We start from the raw sequence: 20718 nt of genomic DNA, 5'->3' as shown, positions 1-20718 counted from the left end.
AGATGAACCGCACAATTAACCTTGCTCCAGCACCTGCCGCATCCGCTGTAAGGCCACATCCACCAGCATGTCAGGCTGAAATTTGGAAATAAACCGGTCGCAGCCCACTTTTTCTACCATCGCTTCGTTAAAACTTCCGCTTAATGAGGTATTTAAAGCAATGAACAAATGCTGCATACGCGGATCATTACGTACTTCGGAAGTGAGCCGGTAGCCATCCATCTCCGGCATTTCAGCATCGGTAAACATCATCAGGATTTCATCGGTAATCGTTTTGCCTTCATCCGCCCATTGCTTTAACAGCTTCAGGGCCTGGGCACCATTTTCCCGCTCAATGATGTCGATACCAAGCTGCCCCAGTGTTTCTTTTATTTGCCGGCGGGCAGTAGATGAGTCATCAACAGCCAGAATCTTTTTGCCCCGCAAAGAGGCAATAGCCGGGTCCTCAAGCAATGAGGTTGAAATGGCAGTATCGTATTCAATAATTTCTGCCAGCACTTTTTCCACATCGATAATTTCCACCAGCTCTTTCTGACCGGCGATATTCATCTGGGTGATGGCGGTCAGATAGTTTGCTTTACCAATGGCTTTAGGTGGCGGCATAATTTCCTGCCAGGAAGTATTCACAATGCTCAGTACATCACCAATTAAAAAGCCCTGCACGGTGCGGTTGTATTCGGTGATAATGACATTAACCGGATAATCCCCGATACCGGCACCGCGAATTTTAATCGCCTGGCGTAAATCAATGACCGGAATCGACTTGCCCCGATAAGTGGTCACGCCTTTGAGATTAAAATGCGCGCCGGGCATGGCATTCATTGCGGGCACCTTAATCACTTCCTTTACCTTAAAAACATTGATGGCAAAGGCATTTCGGGTACCTAACCGAAACATCAAAAGCTCCAGCCGGTTTTCACCCACTAGCTTGGTTCGCTGGTCAACAGACGCCAGAATACTGCTCATTATGCTACTTACTTCCGCATTATTTTTGCTGTAGTTATATTTTAGTTTACCTATCGGCGCAATTTGTCATTAGTCGAAATTAATCGCGAAATTTTTGTCCCCTGCCAATCTACCTTGCCAATCATCATTCACACCATGAATGACCACAATGACAACAATATATTTACGTTATCTCAAAAACCCACCTAGGATGAAATGGACCTTACGAAATTCACTGACTGACACAACGCGGTCGGTACAGTTAACGAAACAAAAAGAAATGGAGAACGAGCATGTCTCAATACCAAACAGATATCGACGCGATTGCTACGCTTAAATCTACCCAGAATGGTACCTGGGATGGCATCAATCCTGAGTATGCAGCACGGATGAAAGCACAAAACCGTTTTAAAACCGGTTTGGACATTGCTCGCTATACCGCCGCCATTATGCGCCAGGATATGGCTGACTACGATGCCGACTCATCTCAGTATACCCAGTCACTGGGTTGCTGGCATGGGTTTGTAGGCCAGCAGAAAATGCTGTCTATTAAAAAGCATCAGGGCACGGTGAAAAAGAGCTACCTGTACCTGTCTGGCTGGATGGTTGCCGCCCTGCGCTCTGAGTTTGGTCCTCTGCCAGACCAGTCTATGCACGAAAAAACCACGGTGCCTATGCTGATTGAAGAGTTGTACACCTTCTTACGTCAGGCTGATGCCAACGAACTGGGTAAACTGTTCAAACAGCTGGACGAAGCAAAAACAAACGGTGGCGATGTGGCTGCAATTCAGGATCAGATTGATAATTTTGAATCCCACGTGGTGCCAATTGTGGCTGATATTGATGCCGGTTTTGGTAACGAGGAAGCGACCTACCTGCTGGCCAAGAAAATGATTGAAGCCGGTGCCTGCTGTATCCAGATTGAAAACCAGGTGTCGGATGCCAAACAGTGTGGTCACCAGGATGGTAAGGTCACCGTACCTCATGAGGACTTCCTGGCAAAAATTAACGCCGTACGTTACGCCTTTCTGGAGCTGGGTGTGGATGATGGCGTGATTGTTGCCCGGACTGACTCTCTGGGCGCTGGTCTGACTCAGAAGATACCGGTATCGAATGCACCGGGCGATCTGGCCTCTCAATACAATGCGTTTCTTGAGACCACTGAAGTTAATGGTCCTGATGATATTAACGATGGCGATTTGGTCATCAAACAGGATGGCAAACTGGTGAAACCAGAGCGCCTGCCTAACGGTTTGTTCCGCTTTAAAGCCAATACCGGTGTTGATCGTGTAGTACTGGACTGTATTACCTCGCTGCAAAATGGTGCTGACTTGCTGTGGATTGAGACAGAAAAACCGCATGTTCGCCAGATTGCTGACATGGTGGATGAAATCCGTAAAGTGGTGCCTGATGCCAAACTGGTTTACAACAACTCGCCCTCTTTCAACTGGACACTGAACTTCCGTCAGCAGGTGTTTGATGCCTGGCAGGAAGAAGGCAAGGATGTATCAGCCTATGACCGCGATAAGCTGATGTCTGCGCAGTATGATGAAAGCGAGCTGGCTGGCATAGCCGATAAGAAGATTCAGAGCTTCCAGAAAGATGCAGCCCGTGAAGCCGGTATTTTCCACCACCTTATCACGCTGCCCACCTATCACACAGCAGCGCTGTCGACCGATAACCTGGCTAAAGGCTACTTTGGTGATGAAGGTATGCTGGCTTATGTCAAAGGTGTTCAGCGTAAGGAAATCCGTGAAGGTCTGGCGTGTGTTAAACATCAGGCGATGGCAGGCTCTGACCTGGGTGATACCCACAAAGAGTACTTCTCAGGCGAAGGCGCACTGAAAGCCAGCGGTAAAGACAACACAATGAACCAGTTCGACGCCTAAGCGTTAACCTGTTCCCAACACTGGCTCCTTCGGGAGCCTTTTTTATTCACAGCAGTTATCAATTTTTATGATGATAATGACTGGATAGAATTAATACAGAGCAGACTGGGCTCTACTTTTCATAGCATTTTCATTAAGTTAGATTCATAAAGCAGGTTATCTTACAACTAAAAGTCAATCTGACAGCGTCTTTAATTCGCTTTATAATCGACCAACCCTATATCTATCAGCACAGGCATCACAATTATGAATATAGCCAAAGTAGATCTGAATTTGTTGGTCTACCTGGACGTGCTACTACGCGAAGGCAGCGTGACCCGGGCAGCCAATCAGTTGAGTATTACTCAGCCCGCAATGAGTAACGGCCTGAAACGGCTGCGGGATCTGTTTAAAGACCCGTTGCTGGTGCGCACCAGCGATGGCATGACGCCAACCAAACGGGCACTGGAATTACAACCGGTTATCCGGGATGTATTAAGCCGGCTTGAAAGCTCGATTCAGCCGGAAACAGATTTTGACCCCGCCACCAGCAAGCGTACCTTCCGGATAATGACCAGCGACTATGCTGAAAGCACACTGTTGCTGGGCCTGCTCAGCGAACTGGCCATTCAGGCTCCCAATATAACCCTGGATCTGATTACCCCGTCTGATGTGACCTTTCACGATGTGGAACAGGGCAAAGTGGATATGGCCATTAACCGGTTTGAAGAGCTGCCGCTGTCGTTTCATCAAAAAGTCATCTGGTATGACACTTTCAGCTGTGTGCTGAGCGCCGAAAACCCCATGGCTGCGGGGCAGTTTGATTTAGACAGTTATTTGTCGGCCAGCCATGTATGGGTCAGTAAAACCGGTTTTGGTGTGGGCGTGGGTATCGACCCCAATGAAGTTCAGAAACTGGGCTGGGTGGATGCTGAGCTGACCAAACTGGGCAAGCAGCGGGACATCCGGGTGTTTACCCGCCATTATCATGCAGCCCTGCAAATCGCCAAAACCCAGAACCTGATTGCCACATTGCCCACCAAAGCTGCCCGGCTGTTCATTGATGACCCCCAGGTAGTGTTAAAAGCGCCGCCGTTTGACATTCCGCCCATTGCTCTGAAAATGGCCTGGAGTGCGTTGTTACATCATGACGCCGGGCATATCTGGCTGCGCCGGCTGATCAGTGATGTGGCAGAACAAATGAATCATTCAGCAAATAAATGACAAGCATACAAACCATAAATTAAAAATGTAGGGCGACTCTCTCTACACTGGTTTAAAAAGCATTGCGGAGAAAAATAATGCAGGGATATACCGAACAGGGTCGCCTGAACATCGCCTCTACCCTACACACATTTATTAACGAAAAGGTTCTGCCTGGCACGGGAGTGCAGCCTGCGGCTTTCTGGCAGGGCTTTGAAAGCCTGCTGGCAGACCTCACCCCGGTGAATCAGGCCCTGCTGGACAAGCGTGATGCCTTGCAGGAAAAAATTGACGCCTACCATAAAGAACAGGGCGCGCTGGACCAGGAAAGCTATCAGGCATTTTTGCGTGATATTGGCTACCTGGTGCCACAGCCCGACAGCGTGAGTCTGAACGCCGGCCCGGTCGATGCAGAAATTGCCACCATGGCCGGTCCCCAGCTGGTTGTGCCTATCAACAACGCCCGCTATGCATTAAACGCGGCAAATGCACGCTGGGGCAGCTTGTACGATGCATTTTATGGCACAGATGTGATTAGCCAGCAAGGCGAGCTGGCACCAGGCAGCAGTTATAATAAAACCCGTGGCGATGCCGTTGTGGCCAAAGCAAAAGCCTGGCTGGATGATGTGGTTCCGTTATCAGGTTGCAGCCACAGTGATGTGACACAGTATATTGTTCAGGATGGGCAGTGTCTGGCCCGCACTAGTGACAGCCAGACCCGTCAGCTGGCAAATCCAGCCTGCTTTGCCGGTTATCAGGGCGATGCCAGCGCCCCTTCTGCACTGCTGTTTAAACATAACGGACTGCACTTTGAAATCCAGCTCGATCGGCAAGCGGCGGTCGGCAAGAGCGACCCAGCCGGGGTTAAAGATATTTTGATGGAAGCTGCCCTGACCACCATTATGGATTGTGAAGATTCGGTGGCCGCGGTTGATGCTGAGGACAAAACCCTGGTGTATCAGAACTGGCTTGGGCTGATGCAGGGTAATCTGCAAATCACTATGACCAAAAACGGCGCTGAAATAACCCGTCAGATGAATCCGGACCGGGAATACACGGACACAGATGGCAGTAAACTCACACTGCCGGGTCGCAGCATGATGTTTGTCAGAAATGTGGGTCACCTGATGCAAAACGATGCGATTTTGCTGGACGGAGAACCGGTGTTTGAAGGCCTGATGGACGCCATGATCACCTCAGCCATCGCCATTCATGATTTGAAGAACAATGGCCGCTTTAAAAACTCCCGCGCCAATAATGTGTATATCGTTAAACCGAAAATGCACGGGCCTGAGGAAGTGGCATTTGCCAATACCCTGTTTGGTCGGGTAGAAAACATACTGGGCATGCCGGCCAACACACTTAAAATGGGTGTGATGGATGAGGAGCGCCGTACCAGCGTTAACTTAAAAGCCTGTATCAGCGAAGCCCGGGAGCGTGTTGTGTTTATCAATACCGGCTTTTTAGACCGTACCGGAGATGAAATTCACACCTCGATGCTGGCCGGTGCGTTTGCCCGCAAGGCAGCGCTTAAAACCGAACCCTGGATTGTTGCTTATGAAAAGGCCAACGTGGTTACCGGGCTTGAGTGTGGATTATCCGGTAAAGCCCAGATTGGCAAAGGAATGTGGCCCATTCCAGACCAGATGCAGGCGATGATGGATGCCAAGGTCGATCACCCCAAGGCTGGCGCCAATACGGCGTGGGTCCCCTCACCCACTGCCGCCACTCTGCATGCGCTGCATTATCATCAGGTTGATGTTTTCAGCGTTCAGCAGGAGCTGGAAAATACAGACTTTAATGGCCTAACGGATATTTTAACCGTGCCGCTGATGGCGCCCGATGTCCAGCTGTCGGATGAAGAAATAAAGCAGGAACTGGATAATAATGTTCAGGGTATTCTGGGTTATGTGGTGCGCTGGGTGCATATGGGGATCGGCTGTTCCAAGGTGCCGGATATTAACGGTGTGGGCCTGATGGAAGACCGGGCAACCTTACGAATCTCTGCCCAGCATATTGCCAACTGGCTGGTGCATGGAATTGTCAGCCGCCAGCAGGTTGAAGAGACTCTGGCCCGTATGGCAAAGCTGGTTGATGAACAAAATGCCGGCGATGCGGAGTATATTCCAATGCTACCGGATCTGGACAACGCCATCGGGTTTCAGGCTGCCAGTGAGCTGATATTTGAAGGTACCCGCCAACCTAATGGTTATACCGAGCCACTGCTGCATGCACGGCGCAAACAGATGAAAGCCCGCGCCTGATAATTCAAAAACGCGTCTTTTTAAGGCGCGTTTTACTATCATAACCTCACTCTTTAATCGATTTTTTAATATCAATGCCCTGCGCCTGACGCTGTAAAGGGGTATATTTTCAGACACCTTTGATTTGACCCACACTCCCAAAACGCTCACTTTAGCATGGCGTATTAGCCCTTACTCTGCTTAGCTTACCAGTGAAAAAGCAAAATTCAGGCAAATTCAACTGTCATCACAACATGGGTATCAACGGGGATACCCGATATAGCCGGAAGTGTAACAAATACTGCTTGGTTAATCGGAACAGTAGTGCAAAACTTAATCACGTAATCAAGGAACTGTGACAAGGCCTGAGGGGTTCGTCTACTGACGAACAGTAGATACGGTATTTAACGAATGTTGGTGGCAGTATGAATTTGGTAAACAGTAGTTCAATGATGGACGCGATTAGTCGCCGGGTGAGTAAATCTAAACTGGGTAAGCTGGTTAAAGGGTATCAGCAATTAAAAGAAGCCAGCTTTATTTCCAGTCACTTCGGGACGTATCTGACGCCCCAGCTTGCCAGTGACCACGAACTTCGCAAGGCGGTTTTTCAGATTCGCCACAATGTGTATTGTGAAGAGCTAAAGTTTGAACCTGTTGCACCTGATGGTCTTGAGATTGATGAATTCGATCATTATTCGCGGCATTGCCTGATACGTCACATCAACAGTGATGAGCTGGCCGGTACAGTAAGAACGGTTCGTCCGTTGCAGTCTCACGAAATGTTACCTATTGAAAAATACTGCCTGTCATCAATTACCCGACATGATTTAAATCCACAGAATTTTGACCGCAAGAATGTGTGTGAAATTTCCCGTCTGGCTGTGCCCGCGCAGTTCCGCCGTCGTCAGATGGACCGCTTTGCCGGCGCCGCGACAGGTGTTATTAACCACCAGGCGTACTCTGAAACAGAAATGCGCTGCTTTCCGTTTATTGCCATCGGCCTGTATTTTGCCGCTGCGGCCACCGCGCTGGAAAGTAACATCGCCCATGCCTACGTTATGATGGAGCCGCGTCTGGCCCGCAGCATGAGCTTTGTAGGAATAAAATTTGAGCAAATCGGTCCGGTGGTGGATTACCATGGCAAACGCGCGCCCTACTACATCAATAAAGAGCTGCTGACCCGTGGCATGCGTCCTGGCTTTGCCTCAATGCTTAACAGCATCAGAAAAAATATTCGCGAACAGTTACCCGAAACAGAACGTTTTTATAACGACGAAATACTGCGTTTTACCAACAATAACATGATATCAAACAGAGCCAGCATTTCCTGAAGCAGGAAAGTCATGGTCCGGGGAGATCCCGGATAAAAACCGTCATCGCCGCCTCATTCCGTCATCCCCGAGCAATCGGGGATCTCATGAACAGTCTGGCTGACACAAAACATCATTGATTTAGGTAGTCATGTTCCAAGGAGGTCCCAGATATCGCTTCGCGATTCAGGGACGACGGTTGAGGGAACATCATTGAATCAATGTAGCCATGTTCCAAGTAGATCCTGGATAAAAACCGTCATCCCGTAAGGCCAAAGGCCTATACGGGATCTCCTAAACAGTCTGGCTCATTTACTACGATAACTGAACTTAGTCAGCCATGCTCCCAAGGAGATCCCGGATATCGCTACGCGATTCCGGGACGACGGTGTTGGGGTTATTCCTTTACTGTCGTCCCGCACATTGCAGAATCGCTGCACGATTCCGGGACGACGGGAAGAATTACAATCATTGAATCGATGTAGCCATGTTCCAACGAGATCCCGGATATCGCTGCGCGATTCCGGGACGACGGGAAGAATTACAATCATTGAATCGATGTAGCCATGTTCCAACGAGATCCCGGATATCGCTGCGCGATTCCGGGACGACGGGAAGAATTACAATCATTGAGCCGATGTAGTCATGTTCCAACGAGATCCCGGGTAGCCTTACAGGCTCACGGAACGAGGGTTGACGGGTCAACACATACAAAAAAAGCGCCTTGCGGCGCTTTTCAAACTACTCACTACAACCACTACACCTTGTAGTAGTCGCGGTACCATTCAACAAAGTTGTTGATACCCGTCTCAATCGTTGTGGTTGGGCGGTAGCCTGTGTCATTGACCAGGGCTTCTACATCAGCAAATGTGTCAGGCACATCGCCTTGCTGTAGAGGAAGCAGGTCTTTTTCGGCTTCTTTGCCCAGGGCCTTTTCCAGTGTTTCGATGTAGCTTAACAAGTGAACCGGAGTCTGTGCGCCAATGTTATAGACTTTCCACGGCACTTTACTGCTACCCGGATTCGGCTTCTCGCCACTCCAGTTTTCATCTACCTGAGCGGTATTGTCCAGTGTGCGGATAACCCCTTCTACGATATCATCGATGTACGTGAAGTCACGGCGGTGATTACCATAGTTAAATACCTGAATAGGCTTATCTTCCATAATCGCTTTGGTGAACAGGAAAAGAGCCATGTCCGGGCGACCCCACGGGCCATAAACCGTAAAGAAACGCAGACCGGTGGTGGGCAGGTTGTAAAGGTTGCTGTAGGTATGCGCCATCAGCTCATTGGCTTTTTTACTTGCCGCATACAATGACATAGGGTGGTCAACATTGTCTTCCACCGCAAATGGCATGCTTTCGTTGGCGCCGTATACCGAGCTTGACGATGCATAAACCAGGTGCTTCACCTCATTGTGGCGGCAGCCTTCCAGAATATTCATAAAGCCAACAATGTTGGAATCGATGTACGCGTGTGGATTTTCAATGGAATAACGCACACCCGCCTGCGCCGCAAGGTGCACTACCTTGTCGAACTTTTCTTCGGCGAACAGCTGCTCCATTGACTCACGCTCTTCAACGCCCATCTTCACAAAACGGAATTTGTCTGCACCAGGTGCCGCGTTAATGCGCTCAAGGCGCGCTTCTTTGAGGGTCGGGTCGTAGTAATCATTAAGATTATCCAGGCCTACCACTTCGTCGCCCCGCTCAAGCAGGTACATTGATACGTGCGAGCCAATAAAGCCAGCCGCACCGGTAACAAGCACTTTCATTTTACAGATTCCTTATAAGCGAATATCGACGCTTGATTTATCAAACATACATTTCAGATCGAATATCACACTGTTATCTTTGCACAGTGCGCGCAGCTCTTCGGCTGACCAGGCTTTAAACTGGTGATGAGACACCGCCGCAATGACCGCGTCGTACTTACCTTTTTCAGGCGCATCTACCAGTTCAAGGCCGTACTCATGCAAAACTTCTTCCGAACTTGCCCATGGATCGTAAATATCCAGATTCACATTGTAATCGCGCAGCTCGGTAGCAATATCAACCACCTTAGTATTGCGTATATCCGGGCAATTTTCCTTAAAGGTGATACCTAACAGCAACACATTGCCGCCATTCACCATGATTTGCTTTTTCAGCATGGTTTTCACCAGCCGCGACACCACGTACTCACCCATGCGGTCGTTAATGCGACGTCCGGCCAGAATCACATCCGGATGATGCCCCAGCTCTTCGGCTTTGTGGGTCAGATAATACGGGTCCACCCCAATGCAGTGACCGCCTACCAGGCCCGGGCGAAATGGCAAAAAGTTCCATTTGCTGCCTGCGGCTTCCAGCACTTCCTCGGTATCAATACCGGCTTTATCAAAAATCATCGCCAGTTCGTTAATCAGCGCAATATTCAGGTCGCGCTGGGTGTTTTCAATCACCTTGGCGGCTTCAGCAACCTTAATAGATGAGGCGCGATGGGTACCGGCTTTAATTATCTCACGATACAGGGCATCAACTTTGTCGGCGATCTCGGGCGTACTGCCAGACGTGACCTTAACAATAGATTCCAGACGGTGGGTTTTATCCCCCGGATTGATCCGCTCCGGGCTGTAGCCAGCATAAAAGTCCTGGTTAAATACCAGGCCAGATTGCTTTTCAATCAGTGGAATACAGTATTCTTCGGTGGCACCGGGATAAACCGTTGACTCATACACCACCACAGTTCCAGGTGTGATCACGCTGCCAATCATCTCACTGGCTTTGTGAAGCGGCGTCATGTCTGGCTGCTTGTTTTTATCAATTGGCGTAGGCACGGTAACAATGATCACATCGCAACCTGCCAGTGCTTCCTTGTCGGCACTGAAGCTTAGCTGGTCTGCCTGTGCCAGTTCTTCTGCTGACACCTCCAGAGTGTGGTCCTTACCGCTTTTAAGCTCATCAACCCGCTTCAGGTTAATATCAAACCCTACTGTTGGACGATACTTACCAAACGCCACTGCCAGCGGCAGCCCAACGTAGCCCAGGCCGATTACGGCTATTTTTTTAAATTCTGCTGACATACCAATACGACACTTTAAAATTTATAAGATGGTTGCACATTTTTTTATGTAACGAAACGACATACTTTTAGCTTAGCGTATACTTTTCACAATAAAGGAATATAATGTTTATGTGCTAAACGAATGACATGTTCTACCGGAATAGCATAAGTGATTCCACTGGGGTGGGTGATGGCCGATTCCTTGGTTTCTTTTACAAAGACTTTATTTATCACAGCAAAAACCTCGCCAGTTTCTACGTTATAAACCGGACTTCCGCTATTCCCCGGATATGCAATCACATCCAGCTGATAAACCATGATGGGATTACGTAAACGCTGCAAAAATTGTTCAGAGATTTGCGAGGTATTTTTTGCCGCTATAATGTTGGGCGTGTAAGCCGCCACAATGCCTTTATGGGTAGCCGGATACAAACCCAGAATACCGCCAATCGGAAAGCCTGTTACGGCCAGGTCAGTGCCATCAGGCACCACCGCCGAAGCCTGCCCCAGTGTAACAGCGGGTAGGGTTTTGCTGATTTTGAGCAGCGCCAAATCGTGCTCTTCATCTTTGATAACCTGTTCAACCGCAATTATTTGCGGCTTGCGACCATGCCCGGCAAAAACAGCCAGATGATATTTAATGTTGTCCGGCACCTCAACATTCACCACATGATCATTGGTTACAACATACTGGCCATTGCCAATCACAAACCCGGTGCCTTTAAGTTGATGACTCACGGTAGCCAGCGGCGCCACCAGCCCAACACCTACCACCGCCGGCTTTATCTGCGCTACCCGCTCGGCCAGCTGCCCGGCAAGCACACTACCCTGTACCGCGAGCATCCCCAATAACAATACAAAAGTGCTACGCATAACGCTTGTACGTCCTGTTTATTCATTTACCCTAAACTACAACTATTTAGTTGCCTGCCGATAAATAGTATGCATGAATAACCGCTTATTTCCTAAAGCAATTATCGGTTGAAAAACATACAAAAAACCTGTTTAACAGTGATTCGGGCTGCGCAGTATCTGCATGGCTGAATACTGCCCGGGGGCCTATAATTAAAACCGATACAGGACAGACAGTTTAAGAGAGCAGGACGTGTTTGATTACAACGACGCATTTTCCAGAAATATTGGCTGGGTAACACAACAAGAACAGGCGCAATTAAAAAATAAACGGGTAGCCGTAGCCGGATGTGGCGGTGTTGGTAGCCTGCATTCGCTCACCCTGGCCCGCATGGGTATTGGCAACGTAAATTTGTCTGACTTTGACGAATACGATGTGCACAACTTTAACCGTCAGGCCGGCGCCTTTATGTCGACGGTGGGTAAAAAGAAAATGTCAGTGATGACCTCAATGCTACACGACATTAACCCAGAGATGGATATTCGCGAGTTTGGTGAAGGGGTGACACCTGACAATGTTGATGACTTTCTCGACGGCGTAGACTTATACATCGACAGTCTGGATTTTTTTGCGCTGTCCGCCCGTAAACTGGTTTTTCAAAAATGTTATGACAAAGGTATTCCCGTCGTCACCGCCGCGCCGTTAGGCATGGGCAGCGCCCTGCTGTGCTTTATGCCAGGACAGATGACGTTCGAGGAATATTTCCGGTTTGAAGACAAACAAACAGAAGAAGGTCAGCTGATTCAGTTTTTAATCGGCTTGTCTCCGGCGATGTTACAACGCGATTACCTGGCTGACGAATCTTCGGTCAATTTTCAGGAGCGCCGTGGCCCATCTACCGCCATGGCCATTAATCTGTGTGCCGGCATGGCAGAAACTTATGCGCTCAAAATTCTGCTTAATCGGGGTAAAGTGTTGGCTGCCCCCTATGGTCTGCACTTTGACGCCTACAAAAATAAGCTTACAAAAACCTGGTGTCCGAAAGGTAACCGAGGCCCGATCCAGCGGTTAAAATTCAAGCTTGCAGAACGAATAGTCTCAAACGATTGAGGCAAATTGGTGAGTAACTGAACAAAAAGGTGTCAAAGTATTTTACACCCTGCTTACTCACCTCTTCCCGCCTAAGTGAAAGCTCACATATATTTATAAAAATCATGAAGATGCCGAGTTGGCACACCAGCTGCAGAATCCCTATCGGAACCGCCTGTTAAAGGTGGTCAAATATGGAATATGGAGATGGTTATGAAAATTAAACAATTAGTAAAATCAATGGCGCTGACTGCGGGTCTGGCTGCTTCTTTCACTGCTTCTGCTGACTTTGTAGACTTCACTGTAGACGAAGGCTTTGCCGCTGCGAATGGTTCTGCAGTGACTGCTGATAAAATCAACGGTGGCTATGTAGAGCGCATCACTTTTGACGGCAACGGTAACTTTGAAGCTGACGCATTTGCTACTTTTGGTCAGTTCTTCCTAGGTTCAAACTCTCTGAACACTGGCCTGAACAACACTTACTCTCTGTACGCAACGTTTGATGCGGCTGGTACAGCGGGCTCTGAAGGCAACGTTGAATATTTCTCTGGTAACAGCGGTTCTTTCCAGCTGTACCTGGACACTAACAACGACACTATGCTGTCTGATGACCAAGACGTTAACTCTATCGTAGGTAACGGCGAAGACATTCTGCTGGGCTCTTCAAGCGCACTGGGTCAGAACCTGGGTACTAGCTCTACAGTACAGGGCCAGACAGTAACAGCATTCGATTTCAACTTCCTTGATTTCGATCTGACTGACGATGGCGACCAGTACTTCATTTCACCAATGCCTTTCTCTGTAACAGTGAAAGTAAACGGTGACTTTGACTCATTTGAACAAACGGGTACTCAAATCACTCGTGGTGACGTATCTGCACAGTTTGAAAATGCTGGTGGCGTAACTGACGTACCAGAGCCTTCAACAATTGCTATTATGGCACTAGGCCTGCTGGGTCTTGGCGCAGCACGTCGTCGTAAAGCGTAAGCTTTAAAAAGATGATATAAAAAGCGGCTCCGGCCGCTTTTTTTGTGCCTGTATATTCAGGATATTTTTCTTTTTCTCTCTTTTCACTCGTCTTACATTGCTTTTCATCAACGCCCGGTAAATCTCTTTATCTGCGACGACTTCACAAGCTGCCACATTGGCAGGCTATAAATTATACTTTTTTATAAAAATCAGAAGCTAAGCTATCACCTGTCAGTTTTTTTTACACCTGCACCTTTTCTTACTATTTATACTACAAAAAAACTGTTTTAAAACAAGGTAATAATAAAGTTGGACCTATACTTGCTAGTACTTTACTCGTAGATTTGAAGTACCACACACATAATACGGACATAACACAATGAAAATGAACACTCTGGTTAAATCTTTTGCACTGACAGCTGCACTGGCAACCTCATTCACCGCTTCAGCCGAGCTTATCGACATTACTGTTGATGAAGGCTATGCAACGCAAAGCGCCAGCAGCGACTTTGTTACACTGGACAAGCTGAATGGCGGCTATGTTGAGCAAATCAGCTTTGATGCGGCAGGCAACTTTGCAACATCAGCGTTTGTTTCATTCGGTCTGTTTTATGATGGTTCTAACACGGTTAAAAATGTAGGCCTGAACAATACCTATGGTCTGTATGCCACATTTAATGCCTCTGGCTACTCTGCTTCTGAAGGTATTGTTGATTATCTGGTTGGTGAAACCGGCGGTTTTGAGTTGTTTCTTGACCTGAACAACGATACCAAGCTTCAGGATGAGAGCGATGTAAACTCACTGGAGTTTGACAACGACGATGTACGTCTGGCCTTTTCCAACACGTTAGGTGACAACTTGGCTACATCAACCACTATTTTTGGTCAGACAATTAATGCTGTGACTCTGGATTTCTGGAATGTAGCGCTGACAGACGAGGGTGAGAATTATTTTGTTAGTCCTGAACTGTTCCCGCGTGTTATTACCCTGACCGGTGATTTTGATAGCCTGAACCCAACTGAGGTGGTACGCGGTAACATTGATGTGCAGTTTCATGAAGTACCTGAGCCTTCAACCATTGCCGTGCTGGCCCTTGGTCTGATCGGATTGGGCGCAAGCTCTCGTCGTAAAGCAAAGTAATATTGCCTGCATGTTTAAAAACGGCTCCTGATGGAGCCGTTTTTGTTTATCAGCACAGTCTGCTGGCGCCACATAAAAAAGTTGTATGTTGCACGTTGATTATACTGAGCCATGTGCATCAATACGAGTATTGTAAACTAAACGTTAAAATTATAGATAAAGAACTATATCTGCATAACGCCTTATAAATCGAGGCCTGTAGCGGCATTGCGCTCCAAATGACAGATGAAAACCCCGAAAACTGTCGAAATAATTTACAAATCGTCATAGCCAAAAGTAGTACGAATAATAAACTGCTTATAAAACAAACTACTTAAAAAGTTGGCATCATAACTGCTCATACTCAAGGGTGACTTTACTTAAAGCACATTACTCTTTGGAATATGGAGATGGTTATGAAAATCAAAACACTAGTAAAATCTTTAGCTCTGACTGCTGGCCTGGCAGCTTCTTTCACTGCATCTGCGGACTTTGTTGAGTTCACTGTAGACGAAGGTAATGGCAATCTGGTTACAGCAGATAAAATCAATGGTGGCTATGTTGAACGTATTACTTTCGACGGTGCTGGTAACTTCAGCGCGTCAGCATTTGCTACATTCGGTCAGTTCTTCCTGGGTTCAAACTCACTGAACACCGGTCTGAACAATACCTACTCATTGTATGCAACTTTCAATGCTGATGGTTACGCTGACTCAGAAGGCAATGTGGATTTCTTTGTTGGTGAAACTGGTGGTTTCAGCATCTTTATGGATCCAAATAACGATACCGGCCTGTCTGATGATGACGATGTATCTTCAATTACTGGCGACGGCGAAGATATGCTGTTAGGTTTCTCTGACACTATCGGCAACAACGTAGGTACAAGCACTACCATCAATGGCCAGACTATTACTGCGTTCCAGTTTGATTTTATGAACTTTGAGCTGACTGAAGAAGGTGATCAGTATTTCGTAGCACCAACTCCGTTTTCTATGATGGTTAACGTAAATGGTGACTTCGATGCGTTTGCACAGGCAGGTACTCAGATTACCCGTGGTGACGTATCAGCACAGTTCTATGAAGTACCAGAGCCGTCAACGATTGCTGTAATGGCACTAGGTCTGTTAGGTCTTGGCGCAGCACGTCGCCGTAAATAATTGTTAGTTTGAATATTGACTAATAATAGGCCAGCTTTAAAGCTGGCCTTTTGTTTTTCACTACGTGATTTCAAGTTTCATTAACAACATCTGAAGAAAAGTTATTTGTAGGAAAAGTTCTATTAGTTACTTATAAAACCATCTTCTTCCGAGAATACCTGAAATGATTTAATAGCAAGATTTCAGTAGTCCCGTCAGATCTCCGTCCGTGCGGCAATAACATCACCCGTTGCTCGCCAATTGTTGGGCCCTCCCCTCCACGCTACTTTTCGCAGGCTACATTTAAAAACTGAATGGTATGTACTGACTACTGCGAACTGTAACTGTGCCATATTTAATGCAATAAATATCAATAATTGTCCTAGGCAATGTCAGATTTATTTACACACACCCACCTTAAGAACAATAAAAACAATAGAAAACAAATGCTTAAAACATGGCACGATATATGTTTGCCCTGTAAATGTTACACACATCGTCCAATCTAATACGGAAATACACATGAAACTGAAAACAACTCTAAAAGCATTTGCGGCGGCGGCTTTACTAAGCTCAGCATTTAGTGCCTCTGCGGAATACGTAGATTTTACCGTCAATGAAGGCTATGCAACCGACTCAGCTGAATCCTTAATAACGGCAAACCGGGTTAGTGGTAACTTTGGTGAAACGGTAACGTTAGACGGCAATAACTTCACTGTAGGTGCGCTGGTTAATTTCACAGCCTTCCACAATGGTTTGGCAGAAATTAATGAATCCGGCTTAAACAATACTTATGGCTTATATGCGCTGTTTACTGCTGAAGGAACGGTAAACCAGTCTACCGGCATGTTTACTACCAGCAGTGGTCAGTTCAATATTTATCTGGATGTAGGTAATGATCTTGAAGATTTAAGTGGCGTCAGTACTGGTAGCATTACTTCACCATCTGACAACGGATTTTTACCTTCAGACAATGGTGTAGACATCCTGTTAGGCACTGCGCCAACTATTTCTCAAAATTTTGCCTTTGCTTTTAATGGGCAAGGAGCGTTCAATTTTGACTTTCTGAATTTCTCGCTTACCGATGAAGGTAGCAACTACTTTGTTGAACCTGATCCATTTTCGTTTGAACTGAACGTTGACGGTTCATTCCAGGGTGACCAGTCTTCAAATGTTATTGAGTTTACTGGAACAGCAAATGGCAGGTTCTATGAAATTCCAGAGCCTTCTACAGTGGCTATCATGGCATTAGGTTTAATAGGTGTAGGCGCTTTACGCCGCCAAAAAGCATAATCCCTCAAAGGCTCCATTAGGAGCCTTTTCAGTACCTCTCCTCATACAAACCTCTTTTACGGAAAAATAAAATGACGATTAAGGCACGCAAACTGACATTTTTGTTATTCATTACGACAATGACTTTATATGGATGCGGTAAGCCATCACTGGAAGAACAAACTGAATCCATCAACCATGCCTTACAACAAAAAAACTTTGTTGCTGCTACCACTATCATAAAACAAGTCATTTTAGAGTTCCCTGGCGACCAAAGAGCCAGAATACTGCTTGCTAACACTTATTTTAAGTTAGGTGATATGGCCAGCGCAATTTCTCACTACGAGAAGGCAATAGACTTAGGCGCATCGCCGGAACAATTTTCTAATAACTATTTTCTGGCCCTGTACACCAACGCAGAAAATAAAAAACTGACCTCTCAATTTGAATTATTTAAAGATAAGTTATCTTCTCCGCAAATTGCTTATTTTCATGCATTGTCTGGCATTATCTCAGCACGTCATGCCGACTTTATTCGTGGCAACATGAGTTTGACCAAAGCTGCCCGGTCAAGCGGAAGTACGCCGGAACTCATTACGCTGCAAAAGCTATTGCGTTATTTTATTGGTGGCGACAACCAGAACTCGCAACTATTAAACGATGCCATTGAGGCTCATCCTGACAGCTGGCTCATTCACTCTTTAGTTGCCGAAATAGCATACCGGATAGAAGACTACTCTCTGGCCGCGAAGACTTACGAAGCAATGGCTGAAAGCAAACCTTTCTTTCTGCCAATCCGTCTTAACCTTGCCCAAACCTACTTGCAACTGGGTGACTATGATGCAGCAGAAAAAAACGTCACTTTCTTTGCTAAAAGAGTGAAAAATCACCCTTTAGCAAACCAACAGTTATCACTTATTTATATCAATAAAAAAGAGTATCAAAAAGCAAACTTATACATAGAAAAATCAATCAAATCAGGTCTAAGCTCTACGCTAACATCGTACATCGCAGGCTTAACCAACTTTCAAATTGAAAACTATGAGCAATCGCTGAAGCATCTTTCCCGGGTCATCGATTTAGCGCCAGGAAACCACCTTGCAAAACAAATGTATGTCGCTGCCCAACTGAAAATGGGTGACGACCAGCAAGCTGCGCAGGAGCTTCTGTACAATCCACAATTAGCAAAGGCTAATACTCACCTTGCCATGGCTACCAGCTATAAACTTTTAATGGCAGGTAAAAAGCAAGATGCAGCCAAGCTTCTGGCTTCTCTGGATGGTGCTGACAAAACAGAACCCCAACTGGCACAGGAACTTGGTCTAATCAAAATTGCCAGTGGCGACACCGATGCTGGTATGAAACTAATTGAGGATTCCAGTCAGGCGATTATCTCCGGTAATGTTGCCGGGGGGACAAAAATGTCAAAAGCATTGCTCCTGTCGGTTCACATATCTGCCGGGGATATCAACAAAGCAAACAGCTTACTAAACGACTGGATGACTGAAGAACCCAAAAACATTGATAACTATTTGCTGGCCGCAGAACTTGCTGAAATTAGTAACCAGGTCGATCAGGCGCAATCATTTTATAAACAGGTACTGGAGTATGCGCCGTCAAACCGAACAGCAATGTTGAAAACCGCTGTCAGTGCGTTTGAGCAGAACGAATACCCGGAAGCCTTTAATACATTTGAACAAATGGTATCCGCTGCACCAAACGACAGAGCAGCAATCGAGGGGTATATAAGATCGGGGGTAGCGTCAGGCAATAATCAGCAGAAACTTTTGTCGACAGTGATATCTGCTAAAGACATAACGCCGTTATCCATAGCATTTGCATACCACCTCACAAATAACTTTGAGAAGGTAGTGGAAATACTTGAAAGCAATAGGTTTAGTATAAAAAATATGGAGCTTGTCACCTACTTACTCGCCGATTCATTTATCAATACAGGAAAAAGCAACCAGGCCATTGCGCTATTGAATGCGTATTCTGACCAACATGCTGCCTCTGATTTATTGCTGATAACTCAGGCCCAAGCTTACTTTACTACAAAAAACTATTCCAGCGCACTTGATGTGTTGAAGCTGATCACCACGCCTATACAGGCGACGCAAGACAAAGTCGCGCTAACTGAAGCTCAAGTTTATGTAGCACAACGTCACCCGCTTAAAGCAATGGAAGCTTTATCTTCTGCTTCAGATTCAATGCAGCAGACAGTAAACTGGTTGTTTTTAGCTGGCCGAACCAATCTTGCATTAGGGAATGTAAAATCTGCCGTTCAGCAATTATCTGTAGCTTATGAACAAGATCCGGCGGATATAACTACACAGTATTATTATCATGCGTTGAAAGCAGACTCACAGGAAAAGCAAGCAGAGCAATTACTGACTCAACATATAAGCCAGTACCCTCAGCACACACACGCCCTGATGACGATTGCCGACCATTATGCGTCAATCCAGCCCTTACGCGCAGTTAATTACTACCAAAAGCTGATTGAGCTAGAACCTCAAAACTGGGTTGCTATGAATAATCTTGCATGGCTATTGAACACCCAGAATAAAAGTGCAGAGGCGAGTAAAATAATCCAGAAAGCAATTTTGTTGCAGCCTGAAAATGCAGCCTTAAAAGACACTTTACATAGCATTCAACAGCAACTGTAGAGCCAACTTACGATTGTTTATGTTATTACAGGACTTTCGCTAGTGACGTCCCTGGCAAATACCCGTCATCCTTTTTGGCCGCAGGTAATTCCGTCATCCCGTATATTTCCCGTCATCCCCGAGTAATCGGGGATCTCCTGAGCAGTCTGCCTACCCCAGCAAAACCATTAAACCAAGGTAGCCATGCGCCAAGGAGCTCCCGGATAATAACCGGCGTCCCGTAAGACCGCAGGCCTATACGGGATCTCCTGAATAGCCTGGCTGACCCAACAAAATCTGAATAGCCTGGCTGACCCAACAAAATCATTGAACCAGGGTAGCCATGTTCCAAGGGATTCGGATAAAGACCGTCATCCCGTAAGGCCGCAGGCCTATACGGGATCTCCTGAACAGCCTGCCTAACCCAGCAAAACCATTAAACCAAGGTAGCCATATTCCAAGGAGATCCCGGATAAAAACCGTCGTCCCGTAAGGCCGAAGGCCTATACGGGATCTCCTGAACAGTCTGCCTAACCCAACAAAACCATTGAGCCAAGGTAGCCATGTTCCAAGGAGCTCCCGGATAATAACCGTCGTCCCGTAAGACCGCAGGCCTATACGGGATCTCCTAAACAGTCTGCCTAACCCAACGAAACCATTGAGCCAAGGTAGCCATGTTCCATAGAGATCCCGGATAAAGACCGTCATCCCGTAAGGCCGCAGACAATTTACGTCGTCCCGTAAGGCCGCAGGCCTATACGGGATCTCCTGAACAGCCTGCCTAACCCAACAAAACCATTGAGCCAAGGTAGCCATGCGCCAAGGAGATCCCGGATAAAGACCGTCATCCCGTAAGGCCGAAGGCCTATGCGGGATCTCCTGAATAGCCTGGCTGACCCAGCAAAACCATTAAACCAAGGTAGCCATGCGCCAGGGAGATCTCTGATACCACTTCGTGGTTCAGGGACGACAATTATCAATTCACAGCAATTTTTTACACCGCCCCAAAAGCTTATAAAA

General features: G+C 46.8%; 14 protein-coding genes. 10 read left to right on the top strand and 4 right to left on the bottom strand.

Annotated elements, in window-relative coordinates; translation table 11 throughout:
• Positions 1 to 15 precede the first annotated feature (15 nt).
• Positions 16 to 966 carry a chemotaxis protein CheV gene (locus EZV72_RS05605; RefSeq protein WP_175405055.1) on the bottom strand — a complete coding sequence of 317 codons (951 nt, stop codon included), beginning with the start codon at positions 964 to 966 and terminating at the stop codon, positions 16 to 18.
• A gap of 272 nt (positions 967 to 1238) precedes the next feature.
• On the opposite strand from EZV72_RS05605, the gene EZV72_RS05600 reads away from it, so the two are divergent.
• The 4 genes from EZV72_RS05600 (at position 1239) to EZV72_RS05585 (ending at position 7590) form a co-directional block, all read left to right on the top strand.
• Positions 1239 to 2834 carry an isocitrate lyase gene (locus EZV72_RS05600; RefSeq protein WP_137166318.1) on the top strand — a complete coding sequence of 532 codons (1596 nt, stop codon included), beginning with the start codon at positions 1239 to 1241 and terminating at the stop codon, positions 2832 to 2834.
• Between the two features lie 246 nt (positions 2835 to 3080).
• Positions 3081 to 4037 (top strand): LysR family transcriptional regulator, encoded by a 957-nt coding sequence (locus tag EZV72_RS05595; RefSeq protein ID WP_137166317.1) that lies wholly within the window; start codon positions 3081 to 3083, stop codon positions 4035 to 4037.
• Positions 4038 to 4114: 77 nt separating this feature from the next.
• Positions 4115 to 6280, top strand: a complete 2166-nt coding sequence (locus EZV72_RS05590) for a malate synthase G (protein WP_137166316.1) — start codon at positions 4115 to 4117, stop codon at positions 6278 to 6280.
• A gap of 404 nt (positions 6281 to 6684) precedes the next feature.
• A complete protein-coding gene (locus EZV72_RS05585; RefSeq protein ID WP_232364516.1) occupies positions 6685 to 7590 on the top strand; it encodes a PEP-CTERM/exosortase system-associated acyltransferase in 906 nt (301 codons plus the stop codon).
• Positions 7591 to 8326: 736 nt separating this feature from the next.
• On the opposite strand, the gene EZV72_RS05580 is transcribed toward EZV72_RS05585, so the two are convergent.
• From EZV72_RS05580 to EZV72_RS05570, 3 genes are all read right to left on the bottom strand, one after another.
• Positions 8327 to 9343: an NAD-dependent epimerase gene (locus EZV72_RS05580; RefSeq protein WP_137166315.1), complete on the bottom strand. Its 1017-nt coding sequence runs from the start codon at positions 9341 to 9343 to the stop codon at positions 8327 to 8329.
• Positions 9344 to 9355: 12 nt separating this feature from the next.
• The gene (gene tviB, locus EZV72_RS05575) at positions 9356 to 10630 is read right to left on the bottom strand and encodes a Vi polysaccharide biosynthesis UDP-N-acetylglucosamine C-6 dehydrogenase TviB (protein WP_137166314.1); all 1275 of its coding nucleotides are present in this window, start codon (positions 10628 to 10630) and stop codon (positions 9356 to 9358) included.
• 86 nt (positions 10631 to 10716) lie between these two features.
• The gene (locus tag EZV72_RS05570) at positions 10717 to 11484 is read right to left on the bottom strand and encodes a S1 family peptidase (protein WP_137166313.1); all 768 of its coding nucleotides are present in this window, start codon (positions 11482 to 11484) and stop codon (positions 10717 to 10719) included.
• 232 nt (positions 11485 to 11716) lie between these two features.
• Here EZV72_RS05570 and EZV72_RS05565 point away from each other — a divergent pair, with 232 nt between their 5' ends.
• The 6 genes from EZV72_RS05565 to EZV72_RS05540 all read left to right on the top strand — a co-directional run bounded on the left by EZV72_RS05565 (position 11717) and on the right by EZV72_RS05540 (position 19719).
• On the top strand, positions 11717 to 12574 hold the full coding sequence (locus EZV72_RS05565) for a ThiF family adenylyltransferase (protein WP_137166312.1): 858 nt from the start codon (positions 11717 to 11719) through the stop codon (positions 12572 to 12574).
• Between the two features lie 192 nt (positions 12575 to 12766).
• Positions 12767 to 13540 carry a flocculation-associated PEP-CTERM protein PepA gene (pepA, locus tag EZV72_RS05560; protein ID WP_137166311.1) on the top strand — a complete coding sequence of 258 codons (774 nt, stop codon included), beginning with the start codon at positions 12767 to 12769 and terminating at the stop codon, positions 13538 to 13540.
• 361 nt (positions 13541 to 13901) lie between these two features.
• Positions 13902 to 14663: a flocculation-associated PEP-CTERM protein PepA gene (pepA, locus tag EZV72_RS05555; protein ID WP_137166310.1), complete on the top strand. Its 762-nt coding sequence runs from the start codon at positions 13902 to 13904 to the stop codon at positions 14661 to 14663.
• Positions 14664 to 15058: 395 nt separating this feature from the next.
• Positions 15059 to 15799, top strand: a complete 741-nt coding sequence (gene pepA / locus EZV72_RS05550; protein ID WP_137166309.1) for a flocculation-associated PEP-CTERM protein PepA — start codon at positions 15059 to 15061, stop codon at positions 15797 to 15799.
• A 501-nt stretch (positions 15800 to 16300) separates the two neighbouring features.
• On the top strand, positions 16301 to 17071 hold the full coding sequence (pepA, locus tag EZV72_RS05545) for a flocculation-associated PEP-CTERM protein PepA (RefSeq protein ID WP_137166308.1): 771 nt from the start codon (positions 16301 to 16303) through the stop codon (positions 17069 to 17071).
• Positions 17072 to 17142: 71 nt separating this feature from the next.
• Positions 17143 to 19719 (top strand): tetratricopeptide repeat protein, encoded by a 2577-nt coding sequence (locus EZV72_RS05540; RefSeq protein ID WP_137166307.1) that lies wholly within the window; start codon positions 17143 to 17145, stop codon positions 19717 to 19719.
• Positions 19720 to 20718 lie beyond the last annotated feature (999 nt).

It is taken from the genome of Salinimonas lutimaris (assembly GCF_005222225.1).
GTDB classification, from domain to species: Bacteria; Pseudomonadota; Gammaproteobacteria; order Enterobacterales; family Alteromonadaceae; genus Alteromonas; species Alteromonas lutimaris.
This window is presented reverse-complemented; position numbering and strand designations above follow the sequence as displayed.

Excerpts from the sequence above, each read along its gene's own strand:
- pepA (WP_137166309.1), top strand. The coding sequence starts at position 15,059 with ATGAAAATCAAAACACTAGTAAAATCTTTAGCTCTGACTGCTGGCCTG.
- EZV72_RS05590 (WP_137166316.1), top strand. The coding sequence starts at position 4,115 with ATGCAGGGATATACCGAACAGGGTCGCCTGAACATCGCCTCTACCCTA.
- EZV72_RS05540 (WP_137166307.1), top strand. The coding sequence starts at position 17,143 with ATGACGATTAAGGCACGCAAACTGACATTTTTGTTATTCATTACGACA.
- EZV72_RS05600 (WP_137166318.1), top strand. The coding sequence starts at position 1,239 with ATGTCTCAATACCAAACAGATATCGACGCGATTGCTACGCTTAAATCT.
- EZV72_RS05585 (WP_232364516.1), top strand. The coding sequence starts at position 6,685 with ATGAATTTGGTAAACAGTAGTTCAATGATGGACGCGATTAGTCGCCGG.
- tviB (WP_137166314.1), bottom strand. The coding sequence starts at position 10,630 with ATGTCAGCAGAATTTAAAAAAATAGCCGTAATCGGCCTGGGCTACGTT.
- pepA (WP_137166311.1), top strand. The coding sequence starts at position 12,767 with ATGAAAATTAAACAATTAGTAAAATCAATGGCGCTGACTGCGGGTCTG.
- EZV72_RS05605 (WP_175405055.1), bottom strand. The coding sequence starts at position 966 with ATGAGCAGTATTCTGGCGTCTGTTGACCAGCGAACCAAGCTAGTGGGT.
- pepA (WP_137166310.1), top strand. The coding sequence starts at position 13,902 with ATGAAAATGAACACTCTGGTTAAATCTTTTGCACTGACAGCTGCACTG.
- EZV72_RS05570 (WP_137166313.1), bottom strand. The coding sequence starts at position 11,484 with ATGCGTAGCACTTTTGTATTGTTATTGGGGATGCTCGCGGTACAGGGT.
- EZV72_RS05580 (WP_137166315.1), bottom strand. The coding sequence starts at position 9,343 with ATGAAAGTGCTTGTTACCGGTGCGGCTGGCTTTATTGGCTCGCACGTA.
- EZV72_RS05595 (WP_137166317.1), top strand. The coding sequence starts at position 3,081 with ATGAATATAGCCAAAGTAGATCTGAATTTGTTGGTCTACCTGGACGTG.
- pepA (WP_137166308.1), top strand. The coding sequence starts at position 16,301 with ATGAAACTGAAAACAACTCTAAAAGCATTTGCGGCGGCGGCTTTACTA.